Raw genomic sequence first — 18,860 nt, 5'->3', positions numbered from 1 at the left:
GAGTCGACGAAGCAGCCGACGCCGACCCGGTCACCGACGGCGTACTTGGTCACGCCAGGACCGACCTCGGTGACGACACCCGCTATCTCGTAGCGCGGGGCCGATGACGGCCGGGGGCGCGGGGGGACGCTGGGGCGGGCGGCCTCGCGGACACGCGCTATCGGGTTCACGGTCACTTCCCGGTGGCCTTGGCCAGGGCCTGCTCGATGTCCTGGAGCTGACGGACCTGCCAGTCCTGGAAGGACGCCCCGGCCGGGGTGAGGGTCTCGGTGACGGCTGCCACCGGGATGCCCTTCGCCTTGGCGGCCTTCACCTGGGCCTGCACGTCCGGGGTGGCGTTCTGGTTGTTGTAGACGTACACCTTGATCTTCTTGTCGGCGATCTGCTGATCGATGGTCGCCTTGTCCTTGGCGGTGGGGTCACTGCCCTCGCTGACCGCGCTGAGGAAGCTGTCCGGGGTCAGCATCTTCAGCCCCAGTCCCTCGGCGAGCGGGCTCACGATCGACTCGGAGGCGCCGACCGAGGTGTCCGCGTACTTCGCCTTGATGCCGGATATCAGCTCGTTGTACGGGGCGAGGGTCTTGGTCTCGAAGGTGCTCCTCAGCTTTTCGAAGTCGGCGGCGTCGGCCGGGTCGAGCTTCTTGTAATCGGCGGTGATCTTCTCGATGACCTGATGGACGTCATCTGGGGAGTACCAGCGGTGCGGGTTGCCGCCGGGCTTGATACCTACCAGGTCACCGACCTTGAGGTCGGTGCGGCCGCCTGCGGGGTTGGCGGACAGCAGCTTGTCGGCCCAGGCGTCGTACCCGATACCGTTGACGATCGTGTACTGGGCCCCCGCCACCGTGCGGGCGTCCGCGGCGGTCGGCTCGTAGTCGTGCGGGTCCGCGTCGGGGTTGTTGATGACGCTGGTCACCTTGACGTGACTGCCGCCCAGCTGCGACGCGATGCTGCCCCAGAAGTTCTCCGCCGCCAACACCTGGATCGTCTTCCCGCCCCCGGAACCGGAGGACTCGGCAGTGGAATCGGTCCCGGCGGAGGGCGAGGTGGAGCAGGCAGTGGCGGATATCGCGGCCAAGACCGCCACACCGCCGAGAGCGAACCGGGACGGCCGACGGACAGCGGGACGGGACGGGACAGCTCTCATGACGCGGGATCTCCTCAACCAAGCCGGGCCGCGCAGCGGGACACCGGCACTTTGGGACACTCCACGCTAGATGGGAACGACTTTCAAAAACCATAGCCCTTTGCACAGATATGAAAATCATTGCCATTACTTGACCGCCCCACGGGCCCGGGCGGGACAGGGGTGATCCGCGAAGCGCGAGCATGCGCATCGCGTCGGCAGGGCATCCGGCCGACGGGCGGTACCGGGACGGTAGTTGTGCGCACCATTGTCTTCAATTCGCAACTGCTGTAGACAATATGGCGTTCATTGCACAACGGAACCAGAGCCTCCCCGTCCCAGCCGAGCCGTCCGGACCGCGCGCCCCGCGCGCCCGGTCCGCGAGCCCCCCGGAGTGAGCCAGGTGTCCCATGTCGCGGCTTCCAGCAGCAGTCCCGCACCACTCCAGGGGGTGCGCGTCATCGAGATCGGAGCCTTCATGGCGGCGCCCTTCGCCACCATGCAACTGGCCGACCTGGGCGCGGACGTGGTCAAGGTCGAGAACCCGGAGGGCGGAGACCCTGTGCGGGCGACCGGCCCGTTCCTCGGCGCGGAGAGCTCGCCCTTCGTACGTCTGAACCGCAACAAGCGCTCGGTGGCGGTCGACCTGAAGTCCCGGCCGGGCAAGGAGATCCTGCGCCGGCTGGTTTCGGGGGCCGACATCCTGGTGGAGAACCTCAGGCCCGGCGCGCTGAGCCGGCTCGGACTGGGGCCGGAGGAACTGCGGGCGGCCCATCCGCGGCTGATCTACGTCTCCGCCTCCGGCTGGGGCCAGGACGGCCCCCTCGCTTCGCTGCCCGGGCTGGACATCATGGCGCAGGCCCGCTCGGGCCTGATGAGCATCACCGGCGAGCCGGACAGCGGACCGGTCAAGGTGGGGGTGCCGGTCTGCGACCTGGTGTGCGGGCTCTACGCGGCGCTCGCCGCGGTCTCGGCGCTGCGGGCCCGCGAGACGACGGGACTGGGCCAGTTCGTCGATGTGTCGCTCTTCGAATCGGCGGTCTCGCTGGCCGTCTGGGAGGCCGGGCGGTACTTCGCGACGGGCGAGCCCGGGCAGCGGCTGGGCTCGGCGCACCAGAGTTCTGCCCCGTACCAGGCCGTGCGCGTCCGCGACGGCTGGGTGACGGTGGGAGCGGTGACCCCCAAGACCTGGACCGGGCTGTGCACCGCGCTCGGCCTGGAGGAGTTGCTCGACGACCCCCGCTACCAGGACGCGCACCAGCGGCACGGCCACCGGGACGAACTCATCCCGGCCATCGAACGGGCCACCGCAGCCCTGCCGGTCGAGGACGTCGTCGCCCGGCTGCAGAGCGCGGGCGTGCCCTGCGCGCCGATCTTCAGCACCGACCAGGTGTTCACCGACGACCATCTGACCGGTCGCGGATTCTTCTGGGACGCCGACCACTCCCGCATCGGACAGGTACGGCAGATCGGTTCGCCGATGAGGTTCTCCGACACCCCGGCGGTGCGCCGGTCGGCGGGTCCGGTGCTGGGCGAACACACCGTGGCGGTGCTCCGGGAACTCGGGTACGGCCCGGAGGAGATAGGCGACCTCGCCGAGGCGGGCGTGCTGCACCCGCCGCCTCCGTCCGCCGCCACCGCCGGGGAGACGGACCAGCCTCTTCAAAACAGCCCGCGAGACAGCCCCACCAGCGAAGGTGAGTAGGCGGACATGGCGAACAGTGAGAACCCGGAGCAGTCGCAGGACACCGAGCGGACGGACGAACTCCTCGTGGAGCAGCGGGGACCGGTGCTCACAGTGACGTTCAACCGGCCCGCCCACCACAACGCGCTGACCTGGCGCATGTACCGGGGGCTGCGGGAGGCGTGCGACCGCGCCGACCAGGACACCGGGGTGCGGGCGATGGTGCTGCGCGGCGCCGGCGGCAAGTCCTTCGCGGCCGGCACGGACATCGGGCAGTTCCGGGAGTTCCGTGACGGTCAGGACGGCATCGACTACGAGAAGTCCATCACGGAGGTGGTCGACCGGCTGGAGACCGTCCGGGTACCCACCCTCGCCGTGGTCACCGGATACTGCGTCGGGGCCGGGCTCCTCCTGGCCGCCGCCTGTGATCTGCGGATCGCCACCGGCTCCTCCCGCTTCGGCGTTCCGGTCGCCCGTACCCTCGGCAACTGCCTGTCGATGAACTCCTATTCGCTGCTGGTGCACCGCCTGGGGGCTCCCCGCACTCTCGACATGCTGCTGCGCGCCCGGCTGTTGGACGCCCCGGAGGCGGCGGCGGCCGGATTCGTGGCGGAGGTCTGCGCCGACGACGCGACGGAGTCCGTGACCCGGCAGATGCTCGACCGGCTGGTCCAGCACGCGCCGCTCAGCATGTGGGCGGCCAAGGAGGCGGTCCGGCGGCTGCGCCTGGAGGCGCTGCCGGACGGCGACGACATCGTGGCGGAGGTCTTCGGCAGCGACGACTTCCGACGAGGCGTCACCTCCTTCCTCAAGAAGGAGGAAGGCGGGTGGTCGGGACGGTGAAGGAGCGGCGGGGCGGGCGGCGCCCGCCCCGCCGGCTCACCGCGCCGTCGCCTGCCGCTCGCCCCGCACCGGGTTGGTGAGCCTGCCCACCCCGTCGATCTCCACCTCGACCACGTCGCCGGGGAGCAGCGGTCCCACCCCGGCCGGGCTGCCGGTGAGCAGCACGTCTCCCGGCCGCAGGGTGATCCAGCGGGTGACGAAGGCCAGGAGTGCGCCGACCCCGAAGACCATGTCGGCGGTCGTGCCGTCCTGGACCACCCGTCCGTTGACCCGGGTGCGCAGCGGCAGCGCCCCCGGGTCGGCCACGTCCGTCTCGATCCACGGTCCGAGCGGGCAGAAGGTGTCCGCGCTCTTGGCGCGCGCCCATTGGCCGTCCGCGCGCCAGTCGTCCGCCGTCACGTCGTTGGCGCAGGTGTAGCCGAGCACATAGTCGGCGAACGCCTCCTCGGGGACGTCGCGGGCGGTGCGTCCGATCACGACGGCCAACTCCCCCTCGTACTCCAGTCGCTGAAGCTCCGAAGGACGCAGGATGGCCTCGCCCGGACCGATCACGGTGTTGAGCGCCTTGAGGAAGAGCGGCGGCTGTTTCGGCCAGGGGCGGCCCTTCTCGGCGATCTGGCCCCCGTAGTTGCTCCCCGCGCACACGATCACCCGCGGGTCGCAGGGCGCCAGCAGTTCGACGTCGCCGAGCGCGGCGACCTCGCGCCCCGGCGGTCCCTGGCCGGGCGGCCCGTCGCCGATCTCGTGAACCCGGTCACCGACGAGCGCTCCGGTGGCGACGTGTTCCCCGAGCCGGTACCTGATGAGTCGCACCCTGTTCCCTTCGTCGTGTCCGCCCGGTGTCCGCTACGGGCCGGGAGTGGCCGGGAGTGGCCGGCCCGGCCCGGTCAGACCGGGCCCAAGGCCTCCCGCACCAACTGCACGGGGTGCCAGGCGTTCCGCTCGGTGCCGTGGAAGATCTGCTGGCGGCAGGAGACGCCGGTTGCCACCACCACCGTGTCCGCGGGCTCCGCCTCGATCGCCGGGAACAGGCGGTCCTTCCCGACCGTCATCGACATGTCGTAGTGCTCCGATTCGAAGCCGAACGATCCGGCCATGCCGCAGCATCCGGCGTCCAGTTCCTCGACCGTCACCCCGGGGATGCGCTTCAGCATCGCGACGGTGGCGGCGGTGCCCACCTCGGCCTTCTGGTGGCAGTGGCCGTGGAAGAGCAGTCGGCGTCCGGCGAGCCAGGAGTCCTCCCGCAGCGCCAGCCGGCCGTCGTCGATGGCCTCGGTGAGGAGTTCCTCGACCTGGCGGACCCGTTCGGAGACCGACCGCACGGCGGGGTCGTCGGGGAGCAGCGCGAGGTGCTCGTCCCGCAGGGTCATCAGGCAGGACGGTTCGCAGCCGACGATCGGCGTGTCGGGCCCGGACGCCTCGTTGAGCGCGCGGGCCAGCCCTCGTGCCTTCTCCTTGGCGTCGTCGACCAGGCCCTTGGACAGACTGGACCTGCCGCAGCAGCCGCCGCTCTCCAGCCGAACCTGCCAGCCCGCCCGTTCGAGCAGTTCGATCGCCGCCTGCCCGATCTCCGGCTCGGTGTAGGTGGTGAAGGAGTCCGCGAGATAGCTGACCACCCCCTGGGTGGCGGGCACCGGCACGGGCCGCCGGCCCCGGAACCAGCGCAGCAGGTTGCGCCGCGCGAAGGCGGGCAGCGGCCGCTGCGGCGCTATGCCCAGCAGCCGGTCCATCAGCCACCGCACCGGCCGCAGGCGCCCCGGCAGGTTGGACAGCGGTGCCGTCGCGGAGCCCAGCCGGTTCAGGCCGCGGATCGAGCCGAAGACCCGGGAACGCAGCGGGACTCCGTGCGCGTCGTGGTGGTGCGACATCGCCTCGCTCTTGAGGGTCGCCATGTCGACGCCGAGCGGGCACTCGCTCTTGCACGCCTTGCACATCAGGCAGAGATCCAGGATCTCGTGCAGCCGTTCGTCGCCGAGTGCCTCCCGGGGGTTCGGCTCCGACAGGGCCTTGACCAGTGCGTTGGCCCGGCCGCGGGTGGAGTGTTCCTCCTGCCGGGTGGCCATGTACGAGGGGCACATGGCGCCCGTGTCGCTCTTGCGGCACAGGCCGATGTTCATGCAGCGGTCCGCGGCGCCGCGCATGCCGCCCACCACTTCGAAACTCAGGCGGGTCCTGAACGGTTCGGCCGGCGGCAGCGCCGGGTCCCGGAGGTTGTCCGTCATCGACGGAGCGTCCACGATCTTGCCGGGGTTCATCAGATTGTCCGGGTCGAACACCCGCTTGACCTGGCGCATGGCCTCGTAGAGCTGGTCGCCGAAGATCTCCCGGTTGAACTCGCTCCTGGCCAGGCCGTCGCCGTGTTCGCTGGAGTTGACGCCGCCATACTCCACGACCAGGTCCTTGATCTCCTCCGCGACGGCGCGCATCGTCCGTACCTGGTCCGGCTCGGTCAGGTCGACGAAAGGCCTGATGTGCAGGCAGCCCACCGAGCAGTGCCCGTAGAAGCCGGCCGTCAGGCCGTGCCGGTCCAGCACCGCCTTGAACCGGCGGGTGTAGTCGGCCAGGTGGACCGGGTCGACGGCGGTGTCCTCGATGAACGCCAGCGGGCGGCGGGTGCCTTCGCCGGCGGCCATCAGCAGGCCGAGGCTGGATTTGCGGACCTTCAGCAGCGCGGACTGCTGGGACGGGGTGACGGCCCGCAGGGTGTGATAGCCGTGGCCGTGGCGGGCCCAGAGCGCGGTGAGCCGGTCCAGCCGGCCCACGAGTTCCTCTTCGTCGTCCCCGGTGAAGCTCACGAACAGCAGGGCTTCCGGGTCGCCTTCGAGGATGGAGCCGAGCGACGCGTACTCGATCTTCTGCCGGGACAGGTCGAGGATCGTCTTGTCCATCATCTCCACGGCGGCCGGATCGCAGGAGAGCGCGTCCTCGGTGGCCGCGATGGCCCCGGCCACCGAGGTGAAGTGCCCGACGGCGATGACGGTCCTGCTGGGTTTGGCGACCAGGCCGACCAGGCCGCCGGTGGCCACCACCAGGGTGCCCTCCGAGCCGACCACGAACTTCGCCAGGTCGAACGGGGCGTCTGCGGCGAGCCGGTCCAGCCGGTAGCCGCAGGCCCGGCGCCAGAACCTCGGGAACCCCTCGGCGATGGCCCCGGCGTTCGCCCGGACGATCGCGGGCAGCTCCCGGTAGAGGCGCCCTTCCAGGGTGGGCAGCGCGGCGCGGCGCGCCCGCTCGGCCTCGTCCACCGGTTCCAGCCGGACCCGGTCGGCGCTCGACAACACCACGTCCAGCTCGCGTACATGATCGATGGTCATGCCATAGCGGACCGAGCCGCTGCCGGCCGAGTTGTTGCCGATCATGCCGCCGATGGTCGCCCGGTTGCTGGTGGACGTGTCAGGACCGAACATCAGCCCGGCCGGTGCGGCGGCGCGGTTGAGCTGGTCCTGCACGACGCCCGCCTCGACGTGGGCCGTACGGTTCACCGGGTCGATGTCCAGGATCCGGTTCATGTGCCGGGAAAGGTCCAGAACCAGCCCCGTCCCGACGGTCTGCCCCGCCAGGCTGGTGCCCGCGCCTCGCGGCACCAGCGGCACCCCGTACTCGGCCGCCGCCGCGACGGCCGCCGCCACGTCGTCGGAGTGGCGGGGGAAGACCACGCCGGCCGGGGTGATCGAGTACATGCTCGCGTCCCGCGAGAACAGATGCCGTGTGTAGTCGTCGAACTGGACTTCGCCGTCAAGGTCACGCCGCAGCCGGTGTGCCAGGTCGAGCCCCGCGTCATCGCGGCTGGTGGGCGCTTCCCCGCTGATCGCAGTCAATCTCCGTACGCTCCTCAGGAGGTGAAGGGAGGGGTGAAGAGTGCGTCGCTGCCCCGACGGGGTCACTCCGACTGCAGCAGCTCCAGCGCCGCGCCGAGGCCGGCCGGGTCGATGGGCACCCCGGCCAGTTCGAGACCCATCTGCGCCCCGGCCAGGGTGCCCGCGAGGGTCAGGTCGTTGAAGTGGCCCAGGTGCCCGATGCGGAATACCCGGCCGGTGAGCTTGCCCAGGCCGGCACCCAGAGACATGTCGAACCGCTCCAGGATGATCTTGCGTACCTTGTCGGCGTCCTGACCCTCGGGCATCAGGACCGCGGTGAGCGATCCGGAGTGTTCCCGCTCGTCCACGCAGAGGACCTCCAGGCCCCATCCCCGGACCGCGGCACGGGTGGCCCGGGCATGGCGGGCGTGCCGGGCGAAGACGGCGGGCAGCCCTTCAGCTTCGAGCATCCGCAGCGCCTCGTCGAGTCCGTACAGCAGGTTGGTGGCCGGCGTGTAGGGGAAGAAGCCACGCCCGTTGGCCTCGATGATCGGCTGCCAGTCCCAGAACGACTTCGGCAGGGTGGCGGTGGAGCGGGCCTCCAGCGCCTTCTCGCTGACGGCGTTGAAGCTCAGCCCGGGCGGGAGCATCAGCCCCTTCTGCGATCCGGCCACGGTGACGTCGACGCCCCACTCGTCGTGCCGGTAGTCGATCGAGCCGAGCGAGGAGATGGTGTCGACGAGCAGCAGCGCGGGGTGCCCGGTTGCGTCGATCGCCTGCCTGATCTCCGGAATGCGGCTGGTCACGCCTGTCGAGGTCTCGTTGTGGACGACGCAGACGGCCTTGACCGAGCGGCGGGTGTCGGCCGCCAGTTTCTCGGCGACCAGTTCGGGGTCGACGCCGTGCCGCCAGTCCCCCGGCACGAAGTCGACCTCCAGCCCCAGACTGGACGCCATGTGCTGCCACAGCGTGGCGAAGTGACCGGTCTCGAAACACAGCACCCGGTCGCCCGGGCTGAGGGTGTTCACCAGGGCGGCCTCCCAGGCCCCGGTGCCGGAGGCCGGGTAGATCACCACCGGGCCGGCGGTACCGAACACGGGACCCAGCGCGGGGAGCAGACGCCGGGTCAGCGCGGCGAAGTCCGGGCCCCGGTGATCGATCGTCGGCGCCGACATCGCGCGAAGTACCTGGTCGGGGACGTTCGTGGGACCTGGGATCTGCAAGAAGTGACGCCCACTCACCGGTGCCATTGCGGCTCCTTCCAACGCCGAGCACAACAAAGTTATCCGTACTGTGGAAGTTTCCTACCGCATGGCGGACTGAAAGTCCATGGATCACGCAATCAATTGAGTGATCAATTCCGGCTGCGGCGCCGGTGGCTGACCCCGCGTCAGGTGAGCTGGGAACGGATCCGGACACAACTCTTGACGCGACCCGTCACTGATCCCATACTCCCATTTCGAAAGAATGATTCCGCATACCGGAACTTCAAGCCCTCTTGAGATGCCTGCCGGACTACCGGATCGACGTACGCGATTCGCCCGGCGGACACGGCACCACTGGACTGGCGCGCCCCATTCCCGGCACGGACGCGGGTCCCGTCTGGGCACCGGGCCGATCCCCCAGCCGGCACGGCGATGGCGTGCGTCCCACGAAGCGACCGGATGCGTGCTCGGACGACCTGGCACGTCATCGCCGACTCAAGGCAAAGGAGCCTTCGTGTCCGATCAAGTGATCTCCATACTCGTCCTGGTCCTGGTATTCCTCATTGCCACGATCTTCTCCGTCCATATGGGCGCCCTCGCCATCGTGGCGGCGTTCGTGGTGGGCGTCGCGGTGGTCGGGGAGTCCACGGACGACATATTCGCCGGATTCCCCGGCGATCTTTTCGTCGTTCTGGTCGGTGTGACGTTCCTGTTCGCGATAGCCAAGAACAACGGCACCGTGGACTGGCTCGTCCATGGCTCCGTACGGCTCGTTCGGGGCCGGATCGCCCTCATCCCCTGGGTGATGTTCATGGTCACCGGCATCCTGACCTCGGTCGGCGCGGTGGTGCCGGCCGCCGTCGCGATCATCGCTCCCATCGGCATGGGCTTCGCGACGCGCTACCGCATCAACCCGGTGCTCATGGGCCTGCTGATCATCAACGGCGCCAGCGCCGGAGGATTCTCACCGATCAGCATCTTCGGTTCCATCACCAACGGCGTGGTCTCCCGCAACAACCTGCCGGGCAACCCGGCCCTGCTGTTCCTCAGTTCCTTCCTGTTCAACGTCGCCCTGAGCCTCGTCGTCTTCTTCCTTTTCGGCGGACGCAAGCTGATGGGCCGTCGTCCCGAGGTGGTGTCCGGGACCGGGGCCGGCCCCGTATCCGAAGCCGGAACCGGGCCGGTGGGCACGGAGGAGCGGACCGAGCACGGGCCGGGGCAACTGGTGGCCGCGAACGCCCCCGGTTCAGGTTCAGGTACCGGCGCGGACGGCCTGGCCACGGCCCCGACGGCCGTCGGGAGCCCGGGCGGCCTGGCGGCGGCGACCGACGGCGGAACCATGACGGAGCAGGCGCCGCTGCGGCTCGACACCGCCCGCACGCTCACCCTGCTCGGGCTGGCATCCCTGGTGGCCGGCTCGCTGTTCTTCGATCTCGACGTCGGTCTGATGGCGCTCAGCGTCACGGTGGTGCTGTCCCTGGCCTCGCCGAAGTCCGCGAAGGGGGCGGTGAACCAGTGCGCCTGGCCCACCGTGCTGCTGGTCTGCGGGATCGTCACCTACGTCAGCCTGATGGAGCGGATCGGAACCATCACCTACCTGGGCGACAGTGTGGCCTCGATCCACACGCCTCTCCTGGGGGCGCTGCTGATCTGCGTCATCGGCGCGGTGGTGTCCGCCTTCGCGTCCACCACGGGCATCCTCGGCGCCCTCATCCCGCTGGCCGTCCCGTTCCTGCTCGGCGGCGAGATCGGCGCGGTCGGCCTTGTCATCGCGCTGGCCATCTCCGCCTCGGTGGTGGACTCCTCCCCGTTCTCGACCAGCGGGGCGCTCGTCACGGCCAACGCCCCGGAGCCGCAACGGGACGAAACGTTCCGCCGGCTCATGGCGTGGGGACTCAGCATGGCCGTGGTGGCGCCCCTGGTGACCGTTGGCGTCTTCGTCGTCCCCGGCTGGCTGTGACGCACCGGCCGGGCCGTCGCCTCGGCCGGCCCGGCGCCGCGCGCCCCGAGACGTGGCTCGGGTCCGCGCGGCACCTCGGCGTCATGGTGCCGCACGGTAACTGACTAACCGTCAGAACTGAACGTCCGAGCACGCGTAGAAGGCGTTCCCCGTGTCGTGCACGGTCCACACCGCCAGGATCAGATGCCTCCCCGAGCGCTGCGGGAGATTGCCGGAGTGGGAGAGGGTCTCCGGCGGCTGATTGCCGCCGTACGGGACGGTCAGGAACGGCTGCGACTCGAGCGCCGCCCTGGTCAGCGGCTGGTTGGAGTTCCAGCCGCTCTTGGTGATGAAGTACTTGAAGTCGGTCGTCCGGTGCCTGGCCGTGAACCGCCAGCTGAACGTGTAGTTCTGGCCCGACGAGACCTTGGTGGTGGGCCATGCCCCGCCGCGCGGATCGTCGAGCTGCGCGAACTGGCCGAGGCCGCCCGCGCAGATCTTTCCGTCCGCGGGACCCGCGCCCGGGAAGCCCTTGGGGCCCTCGACGCTCTGCGGTTCCCATTGGATGGAGCCGCAGTTGGTGACCGTACCGTTGGCACAGAGCTTCTGGCGGCTGATGGGGGATTCGGTGTAGCCGTGGCTGCTGGCGCTGCCGCTCGCGAGCACGGTGGTGCCCGCCACGACGAGGCCGACCACGGCCGCACTTATCTTCTTGCGCATGCTTCGCTCCAGGAGAACGTGGGGGTGTTCTGTGAGCCGTGCTGCACGCGTGCGTGTTGTGCGGGAGTGCTTGTTCCGGTCTAGACCAAGTCCCAATGTATTGATACGAGTTCATCATGTCCAGACCAATAGCTAACCCTCCGCGGCCCCGGAGCGCCCGGTGTAGAAGGCGACGGTGAGGTCCTTGACCAGAGCCTTGCGCTCGTAGTCGTCGAGCTCGACGAGCCCGCGCGCGGTCAGCCGGTCCACCGTGTCGTCCACCGCGTCCACCACCGAAGTGAGCACGCGGTCCCGGTGCTTGGCGTCGATCGCCTCGATCCGCCGGCGTTGCATGGCGGCCGCCACCTCCGGCCCGTACTCGATCCCCGTCGGCTGGGCCGAGAAGACCTCGATCCCCGCCGGCACGCACTCCGCCGCCAGCATCCGGGTCAGCGCGTCGCCGACCGCCTCTGCGTTGCGCAGCGTGGGGGCCCCCTCGGCGGAGCCGGGTGGAGCGTACTCGTAAAGCGCCTCGGCCGGCAGCTGCGAGAGCACCCGCGCCACCGCCGACTCGACCTGCTTTCTCAGATAGCCCTCGTGGTCCTCGACGCCGAGCGCCGTTCGCGCCGTGTCCTCGACCCGCCACACCAGGAGCACGACGACGCGCAGCGGGGTGCCGTCGGCGTCGACCGCAGGCATCGGATCGCTGCGCCAGTGCCGCAGCCGTACGTCGACCCGGTGGCGCAGCACCAGCGGGCTCACCCACACCAGTCCCGTACGCCGCACAGTCCCGCAGTAGTCGCCGAAGAGGGTGAGCACCCAGGCGTATCCGACTTGGCTGCGACCGAGCCCGCCGAAGGCGAAGAGCGCCAGGAGCACGCCGAGCGTGAGCAGGCACCACACGCCGATCCCGATGCCGTGGTACGGGTACGAGGTCAGCCCGAGCAGCCTGGTCACCCGGCCGGGCAGCGCCCCGGCACCCCACAGCAGCGCGCCGATCCCGGCGAGCGAGCACGCCCCGGCGACCGCCCCGGTCCAGCCGGGCAGCGCGGGCGCGGCTCGCTCGAACAGGTCGGGGTCGGCCGACGGCGCGGACCGCTGCGGGACGGGGCACGGCGGCGCGGGTCTGCGGGCCGCGACCCTCGGCTGCTCGCCGGTGCCCTGCCGCCGCGCCACCATGGCGGAGCGCAGGTCGATCTGCTGGGTGTCGTCGTCACGGAAGAGGAGGTGCACCGGGATCTCGGTCGTCACCTCCTGAGCGATGACCGGGGTGCGCCGCGGGCTGTCGGGCGGCGCGCCGCCCTCTGGTTCCGACGTCGTGGGGTTCACTGCGATTCACCTCGCAAGAGTGGTCTGTTCAGTCCCGCCGACCTGCTTTTCGGCGGGGGTCCGGCCCGCGGCGGAGCCGCTGTCCATGGCAGCGACTCCCTGGGAAGACACCCGTATGGCTGCCGCCTCTGGTGGTCGTTCCGTCATGCCGTCGCTCCGTGATCCGTCATGGGGTGGGGCGCCTCCGGGGCTCCAGGGACTCAGGCGAAGAGCCGCCGCCAGGTCTCGGGCCCGGGAAAGCCGTCGGCCGCGGCGCCGCGCCAGCCCTGGGCTCGCTGGAAGGCCTCGACATTGCGCCGGTCCTCCTCGCTCCAGCGCGGCTCGGGGCTCGATGTGTAGTACTTGCCGAAACCGCGCTTCACCAACTGCCGGCCGAGCTGGGTGACGTACGCGTTGGACTGGCCGGGCCTGAAGGACCCGGCCCCCGGGTACGTCGGCGCCGCCGCGCTCGTGCCGCCGGGGCCGCCGGGGCCGCCCGTGCCCGGGATGTTCCCGCCCTGCTTGTTCGCCAGCCGCCGCCAGGTCTCCGGCCCCGGCTGCCCGTCCGCGTCCCTGCCGCGCCACCCCTGGGCAAGCTGGAAGGCCTGGGTGGCCAGCCGGTCCGACTCGCCCCACTGCGTACCGGGCCCCTCGGGGTAGAAGTGCTGGCCGCCGCGCGCGGCGAGCATCTCGGCGAGCCGGGCGACGTAGGTGTTGCCCGCCCCGGGGCCGAAGGCGCTCAGGCCCGGATAGGCGACGGCGGACGCCGCCCCCGCGGTGGCGGTGGCGACCCCGCTCGCGGTGTCGGTCGCGGTGTCGGTCGCGGTGTCGGTGAGGCCCTTGTAGCGGTAAGGCAGATACCGGTCGGCGTTGGTCCAGTACCCCATGGGCGTGACCTGGTTGCGGGTGTGCGGCTTCGTCTGCTCGTACGCGAAGTAATAGGTATGGGTGTAGTCGGCCCAGCCGCCGAAGATCGTGACGTGCGAACCCGTGGTTGGATTGTCCGGGTTGTGGAAGAGCAGGATGTCGCCGGGCTGCAACTCCTCGCGCGTGATCCTGGTGGCAAATGACGCGAGGCTGCCGGTCCACTCGTTGCCGGCCAGATTCCAGGCCATCGAGACATAGCCCGAGCAGTCCTGGCGGTACCCGTCGGACCAGTACTTCTCCATGCTGTACGGGACCTTGGCGGTCACCCATCGCTTGGCGCGGTTGATGATCTGCGCCCGGGTCATCTTGCGCAGCTGGGTGGACGGGGTGCCCTGCGTGCCCGCGGGACTGCCGAGCGCCCCGCCGTGCAGCGGCCCTGAGCTGCCCTGCTCGGTGGCCGGCTCCGGCTCGGCAACGGTGCGCGCGGCTGCGGCCCCGGCCGTGGTAGCGGCGGTGCGCGCGGCCGTGGACGCGGCCGTCGGTGCGGCGGCCGCAGCGTCTGCGATGGCGGGCGGGCGCGCGTGCCCCGCCGGGAAGCCGGCCGCGGCCGCCGCACCCGTTCCCCCGCCGCCGAGCACCACGCCCGCCGCGGTGAACAGGACGAGCGCACGGCGGCAGCCGTGCCCCGTCGGGTGCCCTCCGGCGGCAAGAGCCCGTCGCTGCTGGGCGCACCCGGCGCAGTCACAGTCGGCGGCGGGCTCGAACTCCTCGAATACCGGCACGATCATACGTAAACCCTTCGAAGTAATATCCCAACTGTCACGTCCCGTCACATTTTGACGGCATGAAGGTAATAAATGAGGATCCGACAGGCCGGAACGATCAGATAATGGTCAGGGGCACCCGTCGCCATCCGGTAGAGTTCTCCAGGTCAGCAGGCGCCGCTAGCTCAGTTGGTTAGAGCAGCTGACTCTTAATCAGCGGGTCCGGGGTTCGAGTCCCTGGCGGCGCACGCAGAGTCGAGGCCCCCTCATCACAGGCGAGGGGGCCTCGGTCGTTCCCGCGGCCACTGCCGCCCGCCCCCGCACTCCCGCACACCCCTTCGGCAAGGGTCTCGTAAATCGCTTGTTTGACCGATTAAGCCCCCGTTTCCACCCTTGCGGTCACAGCGGGTGTCGGAGAACCTGTCTGGGGGCCAATGCCACTAAAAGGGCATCCGTTATGTGCAGTTGGGGGTGTTTTGACGCCGCGGGCATCGCTGCAACCAGCAGGTGACTGTTCTGTGTCTGTAGGGATGGTGGCCCGCCACTGACGCGTCCAGGACCGTGGGTCCAGGGGGACCGCGGTCAGGACGGACCGACCGACCACATCACACGCAGCCAGCATGCGTGCGGGGGGATGACTCATGACGTCGACGCCACGCGGCACCCGGCAGCCCAACGACCCTTCCCGGACAATTCAGCTCCAGATACCCGCGCATCTACGCACCGGCGGCCACCGGCTGCGCCCCAGGAAGGCGCCGCCGCGGTACGACTACGAGCACTACAGCCGGCTCGCCGGCCCCCTCACCAAACCCGACCCGGCCAAGCCGTACACCGTGCAGTACCGCTCGCTGCTCTCGCAGGAGCCGCACCGCATCCGGGCCACCCTGCTGCTCTGCGCGGCGCCGCTGGTGTCGCTGGGCCTGTTCGCCTGGCTGATTCAGCCTCAGCACTGGACCGAGCGCGACCCGAACCTCAAGAACGACACGCTGCTCATCCTCGACATCGTCATGCTCGTCTCGATCGGTCTGATCGAGCTCTTCCGCACGATGAACGTCCTGTCGAACGCGCACGCGACGCTGGTCGCGCGTGACCCCGTCCCGGTGGTGCCCCAGACCGGCACCAAGGTCGCCTTCCTCACCTCCTTCGTACCGGGCAAGGAGCCCCTGGAGATGGTGACCAAGACCCTGGAGGCGGCAGTCAGGCTGCACCACCGCGGGCTGATGCACGTCTGGCTGCTCGACGAGGGCGACGACCCCGACGTCAAGGCGGTCTGCGCGCGCCTCGGCGTCCGCCACTTCTCCCGCAAGGGCGTCCCGCACTGGAACCAGGCCAAGGGTGCGCACCGGGCCAGAACCAAGCACGGCAACTACAACGCCTGGCTCCAGGCGCACGGCGGCGACTACGACTTCTTCGCCTCCGTCGACACCGACCATGTCCCGCTGCCCAACTACCTGGAGCGGATGCTCGGTTACTTCCGCGACCCGGACGTCGGCTTCGTCATCGGCCCGCAGGTGTACGGCAATTACGACACGTTCGTCACCAAGGCAGCCGAGTCGCAGCAGTTCCTCTTCCACGCCCTGATCCAGCGCGCGGGCAACCGTTACGGCGCGCCCATGTTCGTCGGCACCTCCAACGCCGTACGGATCAAGGCGATCAAGCAGATCGGCGGCCTGTACGACTCGATCACCGAGGACATGGCGACGGGCTTCGAGATGCACCGCGCCCGCAACCCCGAGTCCGGCAACAGGTGGCGCTCGGTCTACACCCCGGACGTGCTCGCCGTCGGCGAGGGCCCGACCGCCTGGACCGACTTCTTCACCCAGCAGCTGCGCTGGTCCCGCGGTACGTACGAGACGATCATCAAGCAGTACTGGAAGGGCTTCTACTCGCTGCCCCCGGGCAAGCTCTTCAACTACACAATGATGATCATCTTCTACCCGATGTCGGCCCTCAACTGGATCCTGGCGGCGCTGAGTTGTGCGCTGTTCCTGGGCGTGGGCGCCTCGGGTGTGCAGATCGACCCGGTGATCTGGATGATGTTGTACGGCAATGCCTCGGCCCTCCAGATCGGCCTCTACATCTTCAACCGCCGCCACAATGTCTCGCCGCACGAGCCCGAGGGCTCCGGCGGACTCGCGGGCATGATGATGTCCGCGCTCTCCGCGCCGGTCTACGCGCGCTCGCTGATGGACGCCGTACTGCGCCGCAAGAGCTCGTTCGTCGTGACCCCCAAGGGCGACTCGTCCAGTCCGGACACGCTCTTCGGCACCTTCCGGGTCCATCTCTTCTTCATCCTCGTCTTCGGCGGATCGCTCGGCTCCTCCTTCTACTTCGGGCACGACCATCCGGCGATGATCACCTGGGCCACGCTGGCGCTGCTGATCACAGCGGCGCCCATCGTCGCCTGGCGGCGCGGCATCCATGCGGAGAAGAAGAAGCGCGACAAGCGGGAGGGCAGCAAGCGGGAGAGCGGCAAGCGCAAGGACGGCGGGCAGCCGCCGGCCGGGCACCCCCAGGCCCATGTGCCGCAGCAACGGCAGGGCTCCGCTGCCGAACAGCCCATGCAGATCGCCCTTGGGGGACATAAGAAGTGAACAACTACCCTCCAAGCCGCCGCCGCGCCCGCCGCATCGCGACAGGTGCGGCGGTGGTGGTGGCGCTGGCCGCGTTCAACGGGCCCGCGCTGTGGCGGTTCGGCTCGGAGACGTACCACGACTTCAAGATCAACCAGCCGGACTACAAGGCCGAGAACGGCCATTGGGACTATCTCGACGTCCCCTCCGAGTACCGGATCAACACCATCCACGCGGCCCTGCTGCACACCGGCAAGGTGCTGCTGATCGCCGGCTCGGGCAACAACCAGAAGAACTTCGACGCGAAGAAGTTCGAGTCGGTGCTGTGGGACCCGAAGACCGGTGAGTTCAAGAAGATCCCCACGCCCAAGGACATGTTCTGCGCCGGGCACACCCAGCTGCCCGACGGGAAGCTGCTGGTCGCGGGCGGCACCAAGCGGTACGAGAAGCTCAAGGGCGATGTGACCAAGGCCGGCGGCCTGATGATCGTCCACAACGAGGACCCGGACGAGCCCAAGACGCTGCCCGCGGGCACCAGGTTCACCGGCAAGGAGAACGGCAAGACCTTCGTCTCCAGAGACCCCGTCCTGGTGGAGAAGGCAAGGAAGGTCTTCGACAGGAACACCGGCAGGTTCCTGCGGACCGAGGCGGGGCTCGGACGGATCTACGTCGAGGCCGCGGAGTCGGGCAAGGACTACGAGACCGGCACGGAGGACAACTACCGGGTCCAGGGCCTTGGGGGCTCCGACGCCCGCAATGTCTACGGCGTCGCGCAGAAGCTCGCGCTCGACAAGAAGGACTTCCAGGGCATCAAGGAGGCCTACGAGTTCGACCCGGTGGCGGAGAAGTACATCACCGTCGACCCGATGAACGAGGCCCGCTGGTACCCCACGCTGACCACCCTGAAGGACGGCAGAGTGCTCTCGCTCTCCGGTCTCGACGAGATCGGGCAGATCGTCCCCGGCAAGGACGAGATCTATGACCCGAAGACCAGGACCTGGAAGTACACCGGGATCATCAGGAAGTTCCCCACCTACCCGGCGATCTTCCTGATGGACAACGGCAAGCTCTTCTACTCCGGCTCCAACGCCGGATACGGCCCGGCCGACGTAGGCCGTGAGCCGGGCGTCTGGGACCTGACGACGAACGAGTTCGACAAGATCCCCGGGCTGAGCGACCCCGACAGGATGGAGACCTCCGCGACGGTCATGCTGCCGCCCGCCCAGGACCAGCGGTTCATGGTCATCGGCGGCGGCGGGGTCGGCGAGTCCGAGAAGTCCAGCGAGAAGTCCCGTCTGGTGGACCTCAAGGAGAACAACCCCCGCTTCAGGGACGGCGCTTCGCTGGAGAAAGGCACCCGCTATCCGAGCGCTTCGCTGCTGCCGGACGACTCCGTCCTGGTCACCGGCGGTTCGTCGGACTACCGGGGGCGCGGCGGCTCCAACGTCCTCCAGGCGCGTACGTACGACCCGAAGTCAGGCACGTACAAGCGGGTCGCCGACCCCCAGGTGGGACGCAACTACCACTCGGGCTCGCTGCTGCTCCCGGACGGCCGCGTCATGATCTTCGGCTCGGACTCGCTGTTCGCGGACAAGGACAACACCAAGCCGGGCGTCTTCGAGCAGCGCATCGAGATCTACACCCCGCCCTATCGCTACCGGGACTCCAGGCCCGAGGTGAGCGGCGGCCCGAAGTCGATCGAGCGCGGAGAGAGCGGCACGTTCAAGGTGAAGACGGGCGGCCCGGTGAAGTCGGCCAAGCTGCTGCGGCCCAGCGCCGTCACGCATGTCACCGACATCGATCAGCGCTCCATCGCGCTCGGCATGAAGAGGACGGCGGACGGCTTCCAGGTCGCTGTGCCGGGGAACCGGGCGCTGGTGCCGTCCGGCTGGTACATGCTCTTTGTGACGGACGACGAGGAAACTCCGTCCGAAGGCGTGTGGGTCGAGGTGCCGTAGGGGGCTGCGCCGCAGCCCCCCGGCGGGGCGGGTGATGCCGCCCAGATCGGGAGTGCACACGTCGGTACTCCCCTCACAGACCTAGGTATGGGGGATT

12 protein-coding genes, 1 tRNA gene and 1 pseudogene are annotated in these 18,860 nt (G+C 69.5%); 6 read left to right on the top strand and 8 right to left on the bottom strand.

The window, feature by feature from the left end:
• Both ACWDO5_RS30460 and ACWDO5_RS30455 read right to left on the bottom strand, forming a co-directional pair.
• Nucleotides 1-161, bottom strand: a pseudogene (locus tag ACWDO5_RS30460) (alcohol dehydrogenase catalytic domain-containing protein); the annotation flags it as partial.
• Between the two features lie 11 nt (nt 162-172).
• Nucleotides 173-1,147, bottom strand: a complete 975-nt coding sequence (locus ACWDO5_RS30455) for a metal ABC transporter solute-binding protein, Zn/Mn family (protein ID WP_450533647.1) — start codon at nt 1,145-1,147, stop codon at nt 173-175.
• Nucleotides 1,148-1,520: 373 nt separating this feature from the next.
• Between ACWDO5_RS30455 and ACWDO5_RS30450 the strand changes: the two genes are divergently transcribed.
• The gene (locus tag ACWDO5_RS30450) at nt 1,521-2,831 is read left to right on the top strand and encodes a CaiB/BaiF CoA transferase family protein (RefSeq protein ID WP_450533645.1); all 1,311 of its coding nucleotides are present in this window, start codon (nt 1,521-1,523) and stop codon (nt 2,829-2,831) included.
• 6 nt (nt 2,832-2,837) lie between these two features.
• Nucleotides 2,838-3,653, top strand: a complete 816-nt coding sequence (locus ACWDO5_RS30445; protein ID WP_450533644.1) for an enoyl-CoA hydratase/isomerase family protein — start codon at nt 2,838-2,840, stop codon at nt 3,651-3,653.
• Between the two features lie 36 nt (nt 3,654-3,689).
• On the opposite strand, the gene ACWDO5_RS30440 is transcribed toward ACWDO5_RS30445, so the two are convergent.
• The 3 genes from ACWDO5_RS30440 to ACWDO5_RS30430 all read right to left on the bottom strand — a co-directional run bounded on the left by ACWDO5_RS30440 (nt 3,690) and on the right by ACWDO5_RS30430 (nt 8,700).
• Entirely contained in the window at nt 3,690-4,466 is a 777-nt protein-coding gene (locus ACWDO5_RS30440) for a fumarylacetoacetate hydrolase family protein (RefSeq protein ID WP_450533643.1), read from the bottom strand.
• A 74-nt stretch (nt 4,467-4,540) separates the two neighbouring features.
• The gene (locus ACWDO5_RS30435; RefSeq protein ID WP_450533641.1) at nt 4,541-7,471 is read right to left on the bottom strand and encodes an FAD-binding and (Fe-S)-binding domain-containing protein; all 2,931 of its coding nucleotides are present in this window, start codon (nt 7,469-7,471) and stop codon (nt 4,541-4,543) included.
• A 62-nt stretch (nt 7,472-7,533) separates the two neighbouring features.
• Nucleotides 7,534-8,700 (bottom strand): pyridoxal-phosphate-dependent aminotransferase family protein, encoded by a 1,167-nt coding sequence (locus ACWDO5_RS30430; protein WP_450533640.1) that lies wholly within the window; start codon nt 8,698-8,700, stop codon nt 7,534-7,536.
• Between the two features lie 469 nt (nt 8,701-9,169).
• Here ACWDO5_RS30430 and ACWDO5_RS30425 point away from each other — a divergent pair, with 469 nt between their 5' ends.
• Nucleotides 9,170-10,615: an SLC13 family permease gene (locus ACWDO5_RS30425; RefSeq protein WP_450533639.1), complete on the top strand. Its 1,446-nt coding sequence runs from the start codon at nt 9,170-9,172 to the stop codon at nt 10,613-10,615.
• Between the two features lie 111 nt (nt 10,616-10,726).
• Here ACWDO5_RS30425 and ACWDO5_RS30420 read toward each other — a convergent pair whose 3' ends face one another.
• The 3 genes from ACWDO5_RS30420 to ACWDO5_RS30410 all read right to left on the bottom strand — a co-directional run bounded on the left by ACWDO5_RS30420 (nt 10,727) and on the right by ACWDO5_RS30410 (nt 14,256).
• A complete protein-coding gene (locus ACWDO5_RS30420; RefSeq protein ID WP_450533638.1) occupies nt 10,727-11,314 on the bottom strand; it encodes a lytic polysaccharide monooxygenase auxiliary activity family 9 protein in 588 nt (195 codons plus the stop codon).
• Between the two features lie 132 nt (nt 11,315-11,446).
• Entirely contained in the window at nt 11,447-12,622 is a 1,176-nt protein-coding gene (locus ACWDO5_RS30415; RefSeq protein ID WP_450533637.1) for an SPFH domain-containing protein, read from the bottom strand.
• A 200-nt stretch (nt 12,623-12,822) separates the two neighbouring features.
• A complete protein-coding gene (locus tag ACWDO5_RS30410) occupies nt 12,823-14,256 on the bottom strand; it encodes a peptidoglycan-binding protein (RefSeq protein ID WP_450533636.1) in 1,434 nt (477 codons plus the stop codon).
• Between the two features lie 150 nt (nt 14,257-14,406).
• Between ACWDO5_RS30410 and ACWDO5_RS30405 the strand changes: the two genes are divergently transcribed.
• The 3 genes from ACWDO5_RS30405 to ACWDO5_RS30395 all read left to right on the top strand — a co-directional run bounded on the left by ACWDO5_RS30405 (nt 14,407) and on the right by ACWDO5_RS30395 (nt 18,763).
• Nucleotides 14,407-14,480: transfer RNA gene (locus ACWDO5_RS30405), tRNA-Lys, on the top strand.
• 393 nt (nt 14,481-14,873) lie between these two features.
• Nucleotides 14,874-16,826 carry a glycosyltransferase family 2 protein gene (locus ACWDO5_RS30400; RefSeq protein WP_450533634.1) on the top strand — a complete coding sequence of 651 codons (1,953 nt, stop codon included), beginning with the start codon at nt 14,874-14,876 and terminating at the stop codon, nt 16,824-16,826.
• A complete protein-coding gene (locus tag ACWDO5_RS30395) occupies nt 16,823-18,763 on the top strand; it encodes a galactose oxidase-like domain-containing protein (protein ID WP_450533633.1) in 1,941 nt (646 codons plus the stop codon). The genes ACWDO5_RS30400 and ACWDO5_RS30395 overlap by 4 nt, the downstream gene beginning before the upstream one ends.
• Nucleotides 18,764-18,860: the final 97 nt, after the last annotated feature.

It is taken from the genome of Streptomyces sp. NPDC000880, from assembly GCF_053599675.1.
This window is presented reverse-complemented; position numbering and strand designations above follow the sequence as displayed.